The 15,509-nt window shown below is 49.0% G+C and carries 19 protein-coding genes, 1 tRNA gene and 1 pseudogene; 16 read left to right on the forward strand and 5 right to left on the reverse strand.

Annotation, left to right across the window (positions count from 1 at the left end):
* Positions 1-34: 34 nt before the first annotated feature.
* Entirely contained in the window at positions 35-565 is a 531-nt protein-coding gene (locus J4728_RS02010; RefSeq protein ID WP_000929974.1) for a cytochrome b, read from the reverse strand.
* Between the two features lie 148 nt (positions 566-713).
* Positions 714-1,028 (reverse strand): TRL-like family protein, encoded by a 315-nt coding sequence (locus J4728_RS02015; protein ID WP_000182479.1) that lies wholly within the window; start codon positions 1,026-1,028, stop codon positions 714-716.
* A gap of 681 nt (positions 1,029-1,709) precedes the next feature.
* Between J4728_RS02015 and J4728_RS02020 the strand changes: the two genes are divergently transcribed.
* From J4728_RS02020 to J4728_RS02040, 5 genes are read left to right on the forward strand one after another with little or no spacing between them, the layout of a single operon-like run.
* Positions 1,710-3,344 (forward strand): ABC transporter substrate-binding protein, encoded by a 1,635-nt coding sequence (locus J4728_RS02020; protein WP_208211194.1) that lies wholly within the window; start codon positions 1,710-1,712, stop codon positions 3,342-3,344.
* Positions 3,344-4,318 carry an ABC transporter permease gene (locus tag J4728_RS02025; protein WP_001533345.1) on the forward strand — a complete coding sequence of 325 codons (975 nt, stop codon included), beginning with the start codon at positions 3,344-3,346 and terminating at the stop codon, positions 4,316-4,318. The genes J4728_RS02020 and J4728_RS02025 overlap by 1 nt, the downstream gene beginning before the upstream one ends.
* Positions 4,308-5,120, forward strand: a complete 813-nt coding sequence (locus J4728_RS02030) for an ABC transporter permease (RefSeq protein ID WP_000966636.1) — start codon at positions 4,308-4,310, stop codon at positions 5,118-5,120. The genes J4728_RS02025 and J4728_RS02030 overlap by 11 nt, the downstream gene beginning before the upstream one ends.
* Positions 5,114-5,911, forward strand: coding sequence for an ATP-binding cassette domain-containing protein (locus J4728_RS02035; RefSeq protein WP_000950212.1), 798 nt, complete (start codon positions 5,114-5,116; stop codon positions 5,909-5,911). The genes J4728_RS02030 and J4728_RS02035 overlap by 7 nt, the downstream gene beginning before the upstream one ends.
* Complete coding sequence (locus J4728_RS02040; protein ID WP_064047246.1) at positions 5,905-6,495, forward strand: ATP-binding cassette domain-containing protein; 591 nt, start codon at positions 5,905-5,907, stop codon at positions 6,493-6,495. Before J4728_RS02035 ends, J4728_RS02040 begins: the two co-directional genes overlap by 7 nt.
* 81 nt (positions 6,496-6,576) lie before the next feature.
* Here the strand turns inward: J4728_RS02040 and J4728_RS02045 are convergent, their stop codons facing one another.
* Complete coding sequence (locus J4728_RS02045; protein WP_000456065.1) at positions 6,577-7,710, reverse strand: mechanosensitive ion channel family protein; 1,134 nt, start codon at positions 7,708-7,710, stop codon at positions 6,577-6,579.
* Between the two features lie 193 nt (positions 7,711-7,903).
* On the opposite strand from J4728_RS02045, the gene J4728_RS02050 reads away from it, so the two are divergent.
* From J4728_RS02050 to J4728_RS02075, 6 genes are all read left to right on the forward strand, one after another.
* A complete protein-coding gene (locus J4728_RS02050) occupies positions 7,904-8,230 on the forward strand; it encodes a four-helix bundle copper-binding protein (protein WP_001183699.1) in 327 nt (108 codons plus the stop codon).
* 8 nt (positions 8,231-8,238) lie between these two features.
* A tRNA-Arg gene (locus tag J4728_RS02055) sits at positions 8,239-8,315 on the forward strand.
* Positions 8,316-8,426: 111 nt separating this feature from the next.
* A complete protein-coding gene (gene zinT / locus J4728_RS02060; protein ID WP_208211197.1) occupies positions 8,427-9,074 on the forward strand; it encodes a metal-binding protein ZinT in 648 nt (215 codons plus the stop codon).
* A gap of 108 nt (positions 9,075-9,182) precedes the next feature.
* Positions 9,183-9,971: a cryptic aminoglycoside nucleotidyltransferase ANT(3'')/ANT(9) gene (gene aadA / locus J4728_RS02065; protein ID WP_208211024.1), complete on the forward strand. Its 789-nt coding sequence runs from the start codon at positions 9,183-9,185 to the stop codon at positions 9,969-9,971.
* Between the two features lie 144 nt (positions 9,972-10,115).
* A complete protein-coding gene (locus J4728_RS02070; RefSeq protein ID WP_001562706.1) occupies positions 10,116-10,709 on the forward strand; it encodes a helix-turn-helix domain-containing protein in 594 nt (197 codons plus the stop codon).
* A 68-nt stretch (positions 10,710-10,777) separates the two neighbouring features.
* Positions 10,778-11,626, forward strand: coding sequence for a MerR family transcriptional regulator (locus J4728_RS02075; RefSeq protein WP_208211027.1), 849 nt, complete (start codon positions 10,778-10,780; stop codon positions 11,624-11,626).
* A gap of 253 nt (positions 11,627-11,879) precedes the next feature.
* On the opposite strand, the gene J4728_RS02080 is transcribed toward J4728_RS02075, so the two are convergent.
* Entirely contained in the window at positions 11,880-12,128 is a 249-nt protein-coding gene (locus tag J4728_RS02080) for a biofilm/acid-resistance regulator YmgB/AriR (RefSeq protein WP_000208086.1), read from the reverse strand.
* 78 nt (positions 12,129-12,206) lie between these two features.
* Positions 12,207-12,360 (reverse strand): annotated as a pseudogene (locus J4728_RS02085) (hypothetical protein).
* A gap of 82 nt (positions 12,361-12,442) precedes the next feature.
* Here J4728_RS02085 and J4728_RS02090 point away from each other — a divergent pair.
* From J4728_RS02090 to J4728_RS02110, 5 genes are all read left to right on the forward strand, one after another.
* Complete coding sequence (locus J4728_RS02090) at positions 12,443-12,988, forward strand: chorismate mutase (RefSeq protein WP_053445336.1); 546 nt, start codon at positions 12,443-12,445, stop codon at positions 12,986-12,988.
* A gap of 197 nt (positions 12,989-13,185) precedes the next feature.
* Positions 13,186-13,824: a leucine efflux protein LeuE gene (gene leuE, locus J4728_RS02095; protein WP_000457190.1), complete on the forward strand. Its 639-nt coding sequence runs from the start codon at positions 13,186-13,188 to the stop codon at positions 13,822-13,824.
* Positions 13,825-13,996: 172 nt separating this feature from the next.
* Entirely contained in the window at positions 13,997-14,359 is a 363-nt protein-coding gene (gene yeaR / locus J4728_RS02100; protein WP_001248993.1) for a DUF1971 domain-containing protein YeaR, read from the forward strand.
* Positions 14,360-14,361: 2 nt separating this feature from the next.
* Positions 14,362-14,544, forward strand: a complete 183-nt coding sequence (locus J4728_RS02105; protein WP_000513733.1) for a DUF1869 domain-containing protein — start codon at positions 14,362-14,364, stop codon at positions 14,542-14,544.
* A 229-nt stretch (positions 14,545-14,773) separates the two neighbouring features.
* Positions 14,774-15,415, forward strand: coding sequence for a hypothetical protein (locus tag J4728_RS02110; protein ID WP_001576139.1), 642 nt, complete (start codon positions 14,774-14,776; stop codon positions 15,413-15,415).
* The last annotated feature ends 94 nt before the right edge of the window (positions 15,416-15,509 follow it).

Genomic DNA, 15,509 nt, shown 5'->3' on the forward strand with positions numbered 1-15,509 from the left:
GGCGTGCTCTCTCACGCCGGGATGGCCGAAATAGTCATGATTTACCGGGTAACATCCTTGAAAATGTATCATCTTTTTGTATGTAATGGTGAAACAACGCCGCTGCTGCATGCATGGCAATCAGGAAATAGCCGATATTGGCCAGCATTTCATGAATACGCTTTATATCCGATTTTAGGGTGCTATCTGGCGTCAAAAATACCGGTACAGTAAAACCAAAAAAGCTCCAGCTTTTCCCGCCTGACGCCATCATCGCGACGCCCAGCAGCGGTAAGGCGAGAAAAGTGAGATAAAGCGCGATATGCATTAATTTAGCGGCTACGTGCTGCCAGTGAGGAGGGGGAGGCGTAATGACCGGATCCGGGTATTTGTGTTTAAGATATAACCGTAAAAACATCAGCGCCCAGACCAGAACGCCCATGTCATAGTGCATGTCTTTCATAAACAGGTAAACGCTGGAGCCTTTTGGCGCCCACCCCCGTAACTCAATAGCCGCATATGCGATGCCTGTCAGGAGCAGTGTTAACCAGTGAAGCGTTATTTGCAGTCTTGAGAAATGTGCCATTATTATTATCCTTTATTAACAACTGCTTGTAGGGTATGCGTAAAATCTTAACAGAACCTTAAAGCGGGGGCTGAGTCGCAAGGAACAGACAGAGATAGCGGCACGTAAAATGGGATAAAAAGCCGGCGGCATCGCCGGCTTACTGTTGTTATTGTCCTCTTACGACAACACAGGTTTTACCATAAAACGGATATGAACCTGTAGTTTCATAATCAACACTCGACACTAAAGAAATATCGCCCGCTTTTTTCGCTGAATCAATAGATGCGTCGCCGGTATTTACAATACCCAATACCGTTTGCGCACACGCTTTACCGGTTTTGGTTGCCGGGAGACTCGTGGCAGTAATTGGCCCTTTAACATCCGTATATAAGCCAATCCCTGTCGGTGATGGTCCTGTAGCACACCCCGTTAAAAGAGAACCAATAAAGATAATTGAAAAAATGTGTTTTTTATTTGTCATGGGATTAGTCCATTATAAATTAATAGAAAACTTACCGTCCGAAAATGTCCGGACAGTCATTTAAAAAGTGGTGTATATTAAATATGCGATATTACTCTTTGCACCCTCCTGTTGATGTCGTACCTGACGGACAAATATCCGTTGAAGCCGGATATATTCCCCATGCCGTGTTTTTATAACTTGTGCATCCTGTCAGCAATGAGAACAGTACGGCTAAAAAAATCATCACGAGCCCTGGCGGCGTTAACATTTTTCGGTTGGACTCCATAGCATGTCATTTCATCGGGTTGCCATATGACTGGCGTTCTGCTGGTAAGTTTCATTAACGCCCGGTTCGTTTAATATTGGTTTAGGTTTAAAGCCAGGAGGCGCTAATTACGATACCTTCTTACGTTTCAGTACTGACTAATAATGTTGAGAAAATGAACAGCGTCGGGTGGGAAGACGCAATACAGAATAGAAAGGAAATAAGAGAATAAGATGGCGCTAATTAACCCGGTATTCCTGGCGTCATTTCCCTTGCGTTTTATCCCCGTCAAAAGCGGCCTTTAGCTCACGTTGGCGCTCCCGACGTTTGTGCGTATGATGTTTTTAAAAGATCGTCATACTTTCTGTTCTGCGTCAATTTTTTCATTACAAATGCTCGCCATAATGCCGTCCTCAGGAGGTCTCCCGACGTTTATGCTGCGCCGGGAGAAACAAAAACAACGCATAATCTGGGACAAATTGATGATTAAAGGCAAACTGGCGCTCGTGACGTGCGCGCTGACTCTGGTATTCACTTCGTCGCTTTTCGCCGCGTCGGACACGGCAGACGGTCGTACCCTGAAGCTGGCCATTGGCCCTGAGCCAACGGAAGGCTTTGATCCTATGCTGGGCTGGAGCCACGGCAGCTACTTATTGCTTCATGCGCCGTTGCTTAAGCAAAACGCCGACATGAGTTGGGGTAATTTACTGACGGAAAAAGTGGATACCAGCCCCGACGGTAAAATCTGGACGCTAACCTTAAAGCCCGGGCTGAAATTCTCCGATGGCTCGCCATTAACTGCCGAAGATGTCGTTTTTACATACAATAAAGCGGCGAAGAGCGGCGGTAAAATTGACATGGGCAATTTTAGCCATGCGCGAGCGCTGGACGCACGCCGAATTGAGATGACGCTGAGCCATCCGCAGAGCACCTTTGTGAATGTACTCGGGTCGTTAGGGATTGTTCCGGCCAGCCGTTATGATGAAAAAACGTTCGCCCGCGAACCGATAGGCGCCGGTCCGTACCGACTGGTCAGCTTTCAGCCGGGTCAGCAACTGATCGTTGAAGCTAATCCCTGGTATGCGGGTAAAAAGAATGACTTTAACCGGCTGGTTTTTGTCTTTCTGGATGAAGATAATGCTTATGCCGCCGCGCGCAGCGGACAGTTGGGACTGGTGCGCATTGCCCCTTCTATGGCGGTGGCCCCGCAGCAGGATAATCTTAAACTCTGGGTACGCGATAGCGTTGAAAACCGGGGCATTGTCTTCCCGATGGTGCCAGCCGGTAAAAAGGATGCTAACGATTATCCTGTCGGCAACGATGTGACCGCTGATGTCGCTATCAGACGCGCAATTAACTATGCCATTAATCGTAAGCAACTGGCGGAACAGGTGATGGAAGGCCATGCGATACCCGCCTATAGCGCGGTGCAGGGATTACCGTGGCAAAATCCTTCAGTGATATTCAGCGATGGCGATATTGCAAAAGCGCGCACCATCCTGGAAGAGGCTGGCTGGAAAATAAACAGTGCGGGCGTGCGTGAAAAAGCAGGTAAAGAAGCGCGTCTGACCTTATGGTATGCCAGTGGCGACAGCACCCGACGGGATCTGGCCGAGGCGGTGCGCGCCATGTTGCAGCCTTTAGGCATTGTCGTCTCGTTGCAATCGGGAAGCTGGGAAACTGTAGAGCGCCATATGCACGCTAACCCTACGCTGTTTGGCTGGGGAAGTCTGGACCCGATGGAACTCTTCCATCACTACAGTAGGAAAGCCGCTGGTGTGGAATATTATAACCCGGGCTATTACAGCAACCCTGCGGTAGAAGCACATCTGAAACAGGCTATAGATGCGCCTGACTGGCAAAAGGCGATTCCTTTCTGGCAGCAGGTTGAGTGGGATGGGAAGCAGGGCGCGGGCGTCCAGGGCGATGCGGCATGGGCATGGCTGCTTAATATTCAGCATACCTATCTGGCCAACCCCTGTATTGATCTGGGAAAAGGCGCGCCAGAAATCCACGGTAGCTGGTCGGTGTTAAACAATCTTGATGACTGGACCTGGACCTGTCGGTGATGAAATTGTTCTTCAGTCATTTTTTGCGGCTGATTATTCTGTTGGTGCTGGTGGCTGCTGGCACCTTCATTTTGCTTAGCTTTTCGCCCGTTGATCCTATCCGTGCTTATATTGGCAACGATCTGCTCCATGTTCCGCCAGAACAATATGCGCGGATTGCGGCGCGCTGGGGGCTTGACCAGCCGCTGTGGGAGCGTTTCGGTCACTGGTTTTGGCGTCTGCTCCAGGGCGACATGGGGTATTCCATGCTGTTCAACATGCCTGTCGCCAGCGTGATCCGGGAACGTTTTGCGACGTCATTCGCGCTGCTGGCAGGCGCCTGGCTATTGTCTGGTGTGCTGGGCGTAACATTGGGTTTTCTGGCCGGACGTTTTCTCCACCGTTGGCCGGATAAGATGATTTGCCGTATCAGCTACTTATTGTCATCGTTGCCCACTTTCTGGATAGCAATGCTGTTGCTGGCGCTGTTTGCCGTCCGCTGGCCGGTATTACCTGTTTGTTGCGCCTGGGACCCCGGAAATAATGCAGGAACAGCTCTTTTATCGGAACGTTTACGCCATCTTGTGTTGCCGGTATGTGCGTTAAGTCTGTTGGGCATGGGGCAAATTGCGCTGCATACGCGAGAAAAAATAGCCAGCGTAATGAAGAGCGAATTTATTCGTTTTGCGCGTGCTCAGGGGGATAAAGGATGGTCGCTGTTATGTCACCAGGTGTTACGTCATGCGATTACCCCAGCGCTCTGCTTACAGTTTGCTTCTCTGGGCGAACTGATGGGGGGGGCGTTACTGGCAGAAAAAGTCTTTGCGTATCCGGGGCTGGGACAGGCCACTATCGATGCCGGCCTGCGTGGCGATGTTCCGCTGCTCATGGGGATCGTTTTATTCTGTACGCTATTAGTGTTTGCCGGAAATACGATTTCAGCCTGGCTTGTGGTGGTGCTTAATCGATCGCTGGAGCGTCCCGATGCTCTATAATCCTGCCCCGACGTTGTTTCGTCTGATCCTCTCCGTTACCTGTCTGCTGTTTATTGCCGGATACGGTTATGCCACGTTGAGCCAGCCGCCAGAGGTTAATCTACTTGCCCGGCATCTGTCGCCTGATATCCAGCACTGGTTTGGCACCGATAATCTGGGGCGTGATGTATGGCTTCGTTGCTTTCAGGGGGCCTTCACCAGTTTACAAATTGGCGTTGGCGCCGCGCTGTGCAGCGGCGTTATCGCGCTAGTGATGGCGGCAGCGGCGCGCATTCATCCCCGGCTGGACCTCCTGATGCGGCTGATAACCGATGCTATGCTCGCCATGCCGCATTTACTTTTGCTGATCCTTATCTGTTTTACGCTCGGCGGCGGTAAAAGCGGCGTCATTGCGGCCGTGGCGTTAACGCACTGGCCCCGTCTGGCGCTGATTCTGCGCGCCGACGCGGAGCGGGTAGCGCAGAGTGACTACCTGACATTGACCTATCGTCTGGGGCATGGACACCTTTATTGCTGGCGATATCACTATTTTCCGGCGCTATTGCCGCAATGGTTGACGGGAACGTTATTGATGTTTCCTCATGCGGTATTGCACAGCGCGGCGTTAAGTTTTCTGGGGTTTGGGCTGGCGCCGCATGAGCCTTCGCTGGGGCTGTTGCTGGCGGATGCGTTACGGTTTATTAGCCATGGTAACTGGTGGCTGGTGCTGTTTCCCGGCCTAATGTTATTCACGCTGGTGATGCTCTTCGATCAGTTTGCGCGCGCCATTCAGCGGCTGTGGCTAAGGAGTGACGTATGCTAAGTTTACAACAGGTTACGCTGGAAAGCGCGCGTTATCGCTGGTATGGCACGAGACGCTGGTCGCCGTTATTACAGAATGTCTCTTTTGATATCGCACCCGGCGAAATGGTGGCATTGGTTGGCGGCAGCGGGGAGGGAAAAAGTCTGCTGCTGCAATGCCTGCTCGATCTGCTGCCGGAAAACTTACGCTTTCGGGGGGAGATTACGCTTGATGGCAACCGGCTGGACAGACATACCATCAGGCAGCTTAGGGGCAATACGTTTAGCTACGTGCCGCAGGGGGTACAGGCGCTTAATCCCATGCTGAATATCAGAAAACATTTGAACAGAGCATGTCATCTGACCGGACGCGCCTGGGATGAGACGCAGATGGTACAGCTATTACAGCAAAGCGATCTTGAACCGACAGTCCTGGAACGCTTTCCCCGCCAGCTCTCTGGCGGGATGGCTAAACGAATTCTGGCGTGCCACGCCTCGCTCAGCCAGGCTCGTTATATCCTCGCGGATGAGATCACCGCCTGGCTTGATACCGCACTGGCAAACCAGTTGCTTGAGCACTTGCGAGGTCTCTGCGAGCGGGGATGCGGCGTGCTGTGGGTGACTCATGACCTGCTGCTGGCGGCGCGGTATGCCGATCGCATTGTGGCGCTGCATCAGGGTTATATCACGGACAATATTCGCTGCGAGCAGTTACAGCCGGAAGAGATGAGTGAGCCGTTAAAACGGCAATGGCAAGCATTGCCTGAACTAAACCCGTTATTTATGCCGACCGGAGAGGGAATAGAATGCTGAGCTGCCGCGACCTCGTTATTCATCAGGGCGGGAAAGTCTTATGGCAGAACCTGACGTTTACGATTTCTGCCGGTGAACGGGTAGGAATTCATGCGCCAAGCGGAACGGGGAAAACAACGTTGGGGCGCGTCCTGGCCGGATGGCAAAAGCCGACGGCGGGCGACGTTCTGCTGGACGGCAGCCCGTTACCCCTGCATCAGTATTGTCCGGTACAGCTTGTTCCCCAGCATCCTGAACTGACGTTTAATCCCTGGCGAAGCGCCGGAGACGCTGTGCGTGATGCCTGGCAGCCTGATCCGGAAACGATGAGGCGTTTGCATGTGCAGCCCGAGTGGCTGACGCGTCGGCCAATGCAGCTCTCAGGCGGGGAGTTGGCGCGTATTGCGATACTGCGCGCGCTTGACCCACGAACGCGTTTTCTGATTGCCGACGAAATGACGGCGCAACTCGATCCGTCTATTCAAAAAGCGATATGGGGATACGTGCTTGAGGTGTGCCGCAGCCGTTCATTAGGGATGTTGGTGATTAGTCATCAGTCTGCGCTACTTGATCAAGTCTGTACCCGCCATTTACAGGTGGAATAGCCGCAAGTCGTTTCTCCGCATTGCCGTGTCGCCGTTAACGCACCGGGAACCCATGGGTTCCCGGTATTGTCGGCAGAGATTTTACTGCATGACGCGTTTATCTGCGTTTTTTGCATCAGCGGTATTACTGTAGTCCCTGGTCTCTTCAACCTGTACAGGGGCTCTGACGACCAGACTTGGCAGCGCCAGTTCGATATCATTCTCAATGAGTTTTTCAATAATACGGATATTTATCTCTTGCTGAATATCCATGTATTTATTGTAATCCGCGGTATTGACGATATGTACCACCTCATAGGTCAGCCGATCCTGACCAAAGGCCAGTAGATGGGCGCGGTCGAATTGTGTTTCGCCGACATCGGTAATAATCTTTTTCACCATATCGCCGATGAGGCGTAACTTTTCCGGCGGTGTCGCAGTGGCGACGCCAAAAGTAAACACGATACGACGCGTTTGCATCCGCTTATAGTTGTGTATGGTTTGCTGCAACAACTGCGCGTTCGCACAAACGATCTGTTCGCCGCTGAGGCTACGGATGCGAGTGGTTTTCAAACCGATATGTTCAATCGTACCGGCTACATCATTAAAGACGACGAAATCGCCGATCTCGAAGGGCTTATCGAAACCAATCGACAGCGAAGCGAAGACATCGCTCAGAACGGTTTGTACCGCCAGGGCAATAGCAATACCGCCCACGCCGAGGCTTGCTACCAGTGCGGTAATATCCACGCCGACGTTCGCCAGGATGGAGAGCAGCATCATAGACCAGACGAGCACGCGCAAAATCATACCAAGAATGACTAACGTCACCGGGTTTTTATTGGAGCCTGGGGCATACAGTAAATGACGCATCCATGACTGTACGCCCTGATCAAGCCAAATCGCCATTTGAATCGCAACCACTAAAAACCAGGCGTGAGAGAGGGTAGAGAATAACCGGTCGGGCAGGGCGACAAAGCGCAGGCTAAAGAGAAATGCGGCAAAAAAGATGAGCATCTTACTGGTCTTTTTCAGCATCTCGAAAACAATAGGCCGCAGCCGCCCATGAGCATCATCCTTTTTATCCGGGCGTTGTAGCGCTTTATAGACCACATTAAGTAGCCAGTTGATGAGCCAGTAAGTAATGAGGGTGACGAAAAAAACGACCGCCAGATTGATCCAGAACGTCGTTGACATCAGCATCGCAACGATATTTAGTCGTGCTAAATACTCCATTTTACCTCCGATGAAAAGCAGATGAACATTACAGTATAGACGTCACATCACGGAGGCCGATTTCCGGCTTTACGATTGCTGTTTTATTCAGCACTTTTGTTCAAAAAGTATGAAAAAGAGGGGTAGCCGTTTGGCTATCCCGGCGTTTCTGTGCAGACTTATCTACTCCTCTTAATAAAATAAGGAGTCATTTATGCAACAAGAACATCGTGAGTGTATTGAGCAGTGTTATGAATGCGCGGCGGCGTGTGATATCTGTGCCTCTTCTTGTCTGCGTGAAGATAACGTCGAAATGATGAAGCACTGCATCCAGTTAGATATGCAATGTGCGGCCATTTGTCGCCTGGCGGCGCAATTTATGGCGTTGGAAAGCGAGTACTCACAAAAATTATGCCGCCTGTGCGCGGATATCTGCAAAGCCTGCGCCGAAGAGTGTGCAAGGCACGATCACGATCATTGCCAGAATTGCGCGCGGGCATGCAGCCAATGCGCGGACGCCTGCCTTAAAATGGCCGCGTAATTTTTCTTCCGCCATTAGCTCAACCGGATAGAGCATAGAGCTTCTACCTCTAAGGTTCGGGGTTCAATTCCTCGATGGCGGACCAGTTGATATCAAAAAAGGCCACCTGCGCGGTGGCCGCTGAGTTTCTGTTGAAATAAATGCAATGTTATAATATAACAATCATCTTTCTAAGAAAGATGAGGGGAACGTTTTGGTGATTCATTTAAAAATACTGACAATGCTTCTGGGAATACTGTTGGTGAATAGTCCTGCCTTCGCGCATGGTCATCATGCTCATGGCGCGCCGATGACGGAGGTTGAGCAAAAAGCGGCAGCGGGCGTATTTGATGACGCTAATGTACGCGATCGCGCGCTCACCGACTGGGATGGTATGTGGCAATCCGTCTATCCTTATCTGGTCAGCGGCGAGCTGGACCCTGTCTTCAGACAAAAGGCGAAGAAAGACCCGGAGAAAACGTTTGAGGATATTAAAGCGTATTATCGCAAAGGATACGCGACGAATGTTGAGACTATCGGCATTGAAAATGGCGTTATAGAATTCCATCGCGACAATAACGTTGCATCCTGTAAATACAATTATGCCGGCTATAAAATTCTGACTTACGCATCGGGTAAAAAAGGGGTGCGCTATCTGTTCGAATGTAAAGATGCGAATAGCAAAGCGCCTAAATATGTTCAGTTTAGCGATCATATCATTGCCCCGCGCAAATCGGCGCATTTCCATATCTTTATGGGAAATACCTCGCAGCAGGCATTGTTGCAAGAGATGGAAAACTGGCCTACCTATTATCCTTATCAGTTAAAGGCGAATGAGGTCGTTGACGAAATGCTACATCATTAAGTTTGATTGCAATGTTAAAAGCTCGCTATGAATAGCGGGCTTTTTTTCTGCCGTTATGCCATATTTCTGGCAATCAATATAAAAAATACCTGCGCCCCCGGAGCAACGATGACGCTGTCCATACCGCCCTCGATTCAATGCCAAACGGAAGCGGCGTGTCGCCTGATTACTCGTGTCACAGGCGATACGTTGCGTGCTATTCATTTATATGGTTCCGCTGTCGCGGGCGGTCTGAAGCCAAACAGCGACATTGATCTGCTGGTGACAATATGCCAGCCGCTGACGGAGGCCCAACGCGCAACGCTGATGCAGGAATTGCTGGCGCTTTCATCGCCGCCGGGGGCGTCAGCAGAAAAACGCGCTCTGGAGGTCACTGTCGTGCTTTATTCGCAGCTGGTTCCCTGGTGTTTTCCACCTTCCCGGGAAATGCAATTTGGCGAGTGGCTAAGAGAGGACATTTATAAGGGGATTTATGAACCAGCGCAACAGGACTGGGACATTGTGTTATTGATAACCCAGATTCTGGAAACCAGTATACCGCTAAAGGGAGAACGCGCGGAACGGCTGTTCACGCCAGCCCCTGCGGCGCAGTTGCTGAAGGCCTTGCGTTATCCCCTCGACCTTTGGCAATCCACGGCAGATGTGCAGGGAGATGAGTATCATATCGTTTTAACCCTGGCGCGTATCTGGTACACCCTTTCTACCGGGAGATTTACCTCTAAGGATGCGGCGGCTGACTGGCTGTTACCTCAGTTGCCAGAAGAGTATGCTGCTACGTTGCGTGCGGCGCAGCGTGAATATTTAGGTCTGGAGCAACAGGACTGGCATATTTTGCTGCCTGCGGTCGTACGCTTTGTGGATTTTGCGAAAGCGCACATCCCCACGCAGTTCACATAAGATGCCCCAGGACGTCTGTCAGGTTGCGCAAACGGCGTTCCTCAACTACTACTTAATAGGTTCTCATCGCTGAAGTAAGCAGATGATCTTATGCGGGCCATCGAATGGATATTCCCACATGGCTCTCGTTTTGTTGAGGTGGATATGACTGGTTCCGCATCATCTGTTTTAAAGACAGATACAAGACTATTGAGCGAAAACCTGTTTCTTAATTATGGTCTGGAGTCCTTATTTAAGGACGTCGCAATAATAGCTGGCAACGTAAATTATATTATTTTTGATATCGACGATTACTACACCGTACAGCAGTATATTACTTCCACATTTAAAACGGTACTCATTGGAATTGTTACCCATAATGAATATAACTTTATTGATGAACATCATGCTATATATCGAATAAAGGTCGATGCCTCTATTGCTGAGTGGCGCGAATTACTGATTTTGGCCGCTGCTGGTCAATTTTTTCCCAGGTCAGAGAAAGTCAGATTAACGGCGAATGAAAGAAATGTTTTGGCGATGCTTGTTAAAGGAATGGATATCCGACAAATAAGCTGTGAGCTGAATGTACATTTAAAAACTATTTACTCAGTACGCTACCATGTTCTGACTAAATTAGGTTGTAGAACAGTTCTGGATTATCAAATACTGTCCGTTTCTAAAGCCTTTACGCACTGGCTTACAATAAATAATGTTGATAATGTAATTTCCCGTGTAAATAGTAAGGTCATTGCTTAATAATGATTTGCTTCTGATGGCGTTTAGGTTCACTATGCTTTCTTACATCATCATGAGGCCAGACAGGCATGGCTACTTTTAGTATTAGCGCAATGGCGGCGCAGTGTGGTGTCACAACAGCAAATATCAGGTCCTGGGAACGCTATGGCCTGCTTCAACCTACCAAAGATGAAGCTGGCAATCGTTTTTATTGCATAGAAGATGCTATCAGAATACAGCATATTATCGACGCGTTAAGCAAAGGCTTTTCATTAAAAGAGATTAAACCTGCCCTCTATGGTGAAGAAACGCATTGCCGCTCGGGATGGTTATTCTACCAGGAAGAGATTTTAGCGCAGTGTAGAAAATTCGAACCCGCCAAATTGCGAAAATTACTCTGGCGTTATGGTCGGGAAATTCCGCCGTGTATCGTAATTGAGTCAATACTGCGTCCTTTACGGCTGTGGTTGTCCGCAGGCGATGATGATGCACGCCGATTTGAAAAGGCATTACTGGATACTGCGATTATTGAATACGCCACGTTCCAGCTAAGTAGCGTACGAAAGGCGCCAGCAGGCACAGTGCTTATTGCTGCGTTTTCGCTGAACGACCCCATTGAGCTATGGCTGGAAACGATTAAATATTGTAGTGAAGGTATGCGAGTTGAAGTCATCCCCTGGCAGGCGCCGATGCCCGATCTTTTATCAACGTCTTTCGAGCATATTGTTCTGTGGCATGATGAGACATTAACTCCCGCGCAGGAAAATCTTATTCAGGCTTTAAAAGAATCGGGTAAATTTAGTCTTCATGTGAAAAATGGCTCAGGCTTAACATTACTGCCAGCCGTATACCGGCAGCATGAGATGCCCGAAAGCATGCAGCATGTTGCACCGCAAATCCATGCAAACGGCTACGAAAAATCAGGCACCGCACGTTGAGGCATCTGCATTATTAACGAACAGGGGAGGAGTAACCCCTCCCTTGTTTATACCCTTCATACTTCAAGTTGCTTATGTGTTGGCTACGGATTACTCGGCCCATCCATAGGCCTCGCCCTGACGGGCCGTCGCAAGCGACGTTCAAATCTGCTCCCGGCAGATTTGTCGTTCACCCCAGTCACATAGTTATCTATGCTCCTGGGGACTCACTCCCTTGCCGCCTTTAAGCAACTCGAATTATTTTGGGTATATATTAGATGTCGTCAGGTGTCTGAAACAAAACGGCTTCTAAGGCATTACGGTAAATATCAAGCTGCACTACGTCTTTTTCTGTTTCCAGTTTTTCAATAAGTTTGGCGATGATATCCTTATTTGAGACATGCTGCTGCGATTGCAATAGTTCGTAAGTAATTTCCTGAATAGCTCGCTGTTCACATAACATATGTGCAGAAAAAGGATTGCCAGTACTATTTTGTTCGTTGACTAGTGTAATGGTAGTCATATTTCACCATATTCGATGTAAATTGAAGCCGATCTCCCTGAGCGGGGGAGAGAAATTAGTGACCTATTAAAGTTAGACCTATATCATAAAACTGTAATAAAAAATCATAAAAACGTGATATGCATCACATTTGGTGATTTGTTGTATATTTTATACACTTTAAATGAAGGTGAAGATTCCGCAGAATCAACGGCCTGTTCTTTCTATCACTCCAGTTTAAACGAATAAGCATTAATACCCATCTGTAATAATTTCTTAATGTTATCTTAATGAAGGTAAATTACTGTCAAGCCTCCGTAAAAGGAGGTTGATTAATGATTCGTCATATCGCCATTTTTCTTTGTTCTTTATTGATGTGCAGCACCACTTTTGCCGATTCGGTAACGTCGGTATCGCTTGGCGCGCTCTTAACCGCGCTCAATGAACGCATGTTATTAATGAAAGATGTGGCTGCTTATAAAATGAAGCACCATCTGCCGATAGAGGATTTCACGCGTGAAAAAAATGTTTTTGCCGAGGCTGAAGAAGAAGCGAAAAATAACGGTCTGGACCCGCATTCGATAATCCCTTTTATTCGTTCGCTAATGGATGCCAGTAAAGCGATACAGTACCGCTATTTAGCGCAGTGGCGAACCGGCCCAGGACCCTCCTTTCCGATACAAACCTTGTCGGTCACCCGGCAACGTATTCGACAACTTGATAATCAAATGTTGATCATCATCAGCCAGCGCTTGATGGTCGGCGCTTTCAGCCACGAGGATATTGTGTGGCTGAGAGCGAAGTTTAATGCGCCGAATCTGAATGAGAGCGATATCAGTGATGTGTTGGCAGCCCTATCTTTGGTACGACGCGCGCGTTAATTCCCCATGAGGAAACGTGGGCCAATACCTGGTGATTGCCTGCGGGGGGCGCGATACAAGAACGTTTTTGGGTGATGTGGATATAAGCGTGGCGGAATAGCGGCCTGGAGAGACGTGGTTTCGCTTCCCATCTTCCGGTGCATTCGTTAGCATACTGTTTCGCAGCTAAGCGTAAATGTTTTCAGGAAGAGGTTAATGTGTTCGCGGAGTATGGTGTTCTGAATTATTGGACGTACCTGGTTGGGGCGATTTTTATCGTTCTGGTACCGGGGCCGAATACGCTTTTTGTGCTTAAAAACAGCGTGGGACGCGGGGTTAAAGGAGGATATCTTGCCGCATGCGGCGTGTTTATCGGCGATGCGATATTAATGTTTCTGGCGTATGCGGGCGTGGCGACGCTGATCAAAACAACGCCGGTTCTGTTTAACATTGTTCGCTATCTCGGCGCGTTTTATCTGCTCTACCTTGGCGCAAAAATCCTTTACGCCACGCTGACCTCAAAAGGGCGTGCGGCGACGGAAACGGTAGTTCCTTTTGGCGCTATTTTTAAGCGTGCTTTAATTCTTAGCCTGACGAATCCTAAAGCCATACTTTTTTATGTTTCCTTTTTTGTGCAATTTATTGACGTTACTGCGCCGCATACTGGGGTGTCATTTTTTATTTTGGCCACCACCCTTGAAATCGTCAGTTTTTGCTATCTGAGCTTTTTAATTCTTTCTGGCGCTTTTGTAACCCACTATATTGGTACCAAAAAGAAACTGGCAAAAGTGGGCAATTCTTTGATTGGCCTTCTTTTCGTCGGATTTGCCGCCCGGCTGGCAACGCTCCAGTCTTAACCACCTGGACCCGTCGTCAACGGCGGGTCATTGCTCTCCTTTCGGTTTTATTGCGTGGAAAACAGCAAAATAGTAACCAATAAATGGTATTTAAAATGCTGTTTTTGGAGCGTAACCTTTTTACGACAGCGATGAGATTATCGCTGAGTAACCTGCGGGAAGAGGGAAGCAAATGCGGCAAATTCCACAAAATCATATCCATACACGTTCCACGCCCTTCTGGAACAAAGAGACGGCGCCTGCCGGAATTTTCGAACGCCACCTTGATAAGGGAACGCGACCCGGCGTTTATCCTCGTCTCTCGGTGATGCAGGGGGCGGTCAAATATCTCGGATACGCTGATGAACATTGCTCTGAGCCGGAAGAGATCATGGTGATCAATGCCGGCGAGTTTGGCGTGTTTCCTCCGGAAAAGTGGCACAATATTGAGGTCATGACGGATGATACCTATTTTAACATCGACTTTTTTGTCGCGCCGGAAGTACTGATGGAAGGGGCGACCTCACGAAAAGTCATTCATGCCGGGAGAGAATAATAATGGGAAAAGCTACTTATACCGTCACGGTCACGAATAATAGCAACGGCGTCTCTGTGGACTATGAAACGGAAGCACCGATGACGTTGCTGGTACCTGAAGTTGCAGCAGAAGTTGTGAAGGATTTGGTCAATACCGTGCGTTCCTACGATACCGAAAACGAACACGACGTTTGCGGTTGGTAAGGATCTTGTAGTATCTATTTGATATAAAGTGATTTTTTAAATCAGAAGCCGCATCGCGCGTCGCCAGCGTGATGCGGTTTTTGCGTATTGAAAAGCGCTGTTTATTTACATCAGACATGGGTTGAAAAGAAACATTAAGAAAACATTAAGAATATCGCATTGTTTGCTAATGAGAGCGTATTCATAAAACTTATGATTGGGTATTAAAAACCAGAAGAGTCTTATAATCATGAAACTCGATACCCGATTAACTTCGTCAGCACTTACTCTTGCGCTTGCCGCTGTGGTCATCCCGTTTACGGCGGACTGGCAATTGCCTTTGCTTAACGGCGTGGTGGTCCGATGGATTGAAAACGGACAAGCGTTATGGTTACTGTTTGGGGCGCTATTTACCGCCTGGTATATACGGCCACTTTCCCGTCCCGAAGGGGCAAAGCAGTTTTGGCTATGGGCTGTTGTCTGGTGGGTGGTGCTATTGGGTAGAAGCACCAGTTGGGGGCGTGACTATTTCCCTGACGAGCCGCGTATGCTGTTCAGAACGATTTCAGTGCTATTAATTGCTGCGTTAGTCTTGCCAGTCCTGTTTTCTGCCGGGCTCCGTAAGGAGATTGTTCGTCGCCTACGGGACGCTCCTCTGCCATTGTGGCTGTTTACCGTGACGGCATGTTCATATCTGATTTCCGACACTGTCGAGCATCATCGGTGGTTGTCGCCGATATTCCTGCATAACGCTCGTTACACAGATTTGATTGAAGAGCTTTATGAAGTGCCATTTATGATCGGTTTGTTTATGGTGACCGTGGTGTTTATGCAGCAGGACAAGCAGGATGAATGTACGGCGCTGGAGATGACCCCGTATCACGCAAAATAGCGCGGCTGAAAAAGACCATGAATTCGACATGGGATAGATAGCGGTTAGCAAAAAAAGCCCGCACTCGGTGAGGCGGGCAAATAATACTGGAAGC

It is taken from the genome of Salmonella sp. 32070601201500089SM (genome assembly GCF_017573605.1).
Classification (GTDB): Bacteria; Pseudomonadota; Gammaproteobacteria; order Enterobacterales; family Enterobacteriaceae; genus Salmonella; species Salmonella enterica.

What these genes read in the sequence shown, in the direction of transcription:
- J4728_RS02010 (WP_000929974.1), bottom strand. Translation starts at nt 565, where the DNA reads ATGGCACATTTCTCAAGACTGCAAATAACGCTTCACTGGTTAACACTG.
- J4728_RS02015 (WP_000182479.1), bottom strand. Translation starts at nt 1,028, where the DNA reads ATGACAAATAAAAAACACATTTTTTCAATTATCTTTATTGGTTCTCTT.
- J4728_RS02020 (WP_208211194.1), top strand. Translation starts at nt 1,710, where the DNA reads ATGCTGCGCCGGGAGAAACAAAAACAACGCATAATCTGGGACAAATTG.
- J4728_RS02025 (WP_001533345.1), top strand. Translation starts at nt 3,344, where the DNA reads ATGAAATTGTTCTTCAGTCATTTTTTGCGGCTGATTATTCTGTTGGTG.
- J4728_RS02030 (WP_000966636.1), top strand. Translation starts at nt 4,308, where the DNA reads ATGCTCTATAATCCTGCCCCGACGTTGTTTCGTCTGATCCTCTCCGTT.
- J4728_RS02035 (WP_000950212.1), top strand. Translation starts at nt 5,114, where the DNA reads ATGCTAAGTTTACAACAGGTTACGCTGGAAAGCGCGCGTTATCGCTGG.
- J4728_RS02040 (WP_064047246.1), top strand. Translation starts at nt 5,905, where the DNA reads ATGCTGAGCTGCCGCGACCTCGTTATTCATCAGGGCGGGAAAGTCTTA.
- J4728_RS02045 (WP_000456065.1), bottom strand. Translation starts at nt 7,710, where the DNA reads ATGGAGTATTTAGCACGACTAAATATCGTTGCGATGCTGATGTCAACG.
- J4728_RS02050 (WP_001183699.1), top strand. Translation starts at nt 7,904, where the DNA reads ATGCAACAAGAACATCGTGAGTGTATTGAGCAGTGTTATGAATGCGCG.
- aadA (WP_208211024.1), top strand. Translation starts at nt 9,183, where the DNA reads ATGACGCTGTCCATACCGCCCTCGATTCAATGCCAAACGGAAGCGGCG.
- J4728_RS02070 (WP_001562706.1), top strand. Translation starts at nt 10,116, where the DNA reads ATGACTGGTTCCGCATCATCTGTTTTAAAGACAGATACAAGACTATTG.
- J4728_RS02075 (WP_208211027.1), top strand. Translation starts at nt 10,778, where the DNA reads ATGGCTACTTTTAGTATTAGCGCAATGGCGGCGCAGTGTGGTGTCACA.
- J4728_RS02080 (WP_000208086.1), bottom strand. Translation starts at nt 12,128, where the DNA reads ATGACTACCATTACACTAGTCAACGAACAAAATAGTACTGGCAATCCT.
- J4728_RS02090 (WP_053445336.1), top strand. Translation starts at nt 12,443, where the DNA reads ATGATTCGTCATATCGCCATTTTTCTTTGTTCTTTATTGATGTGCAGC.
- yeaR (WP_001248993.1), top strand. Translation starts at nt 13,997, where the DNA reads ATGCGGCAAATTCCACAAAATCATATCCATACACGTTCCACGCCCTTC.
- J4728_RS02105 (WP_000513733.1), top strand. Translation starts at nt 14,362, where the DNA reads ATGGGAAAAGCTACTTATACCGTCACGGTCACGAATAATAGCAACGGC.
- J4728_RS02110 (WP_001576139.1), top strand. Translation starts at nt 14,774, where the DNA reads ATGAAACTCGATACCCGATTAACTTCGTCAGCACTTACTCTTGCGCTT.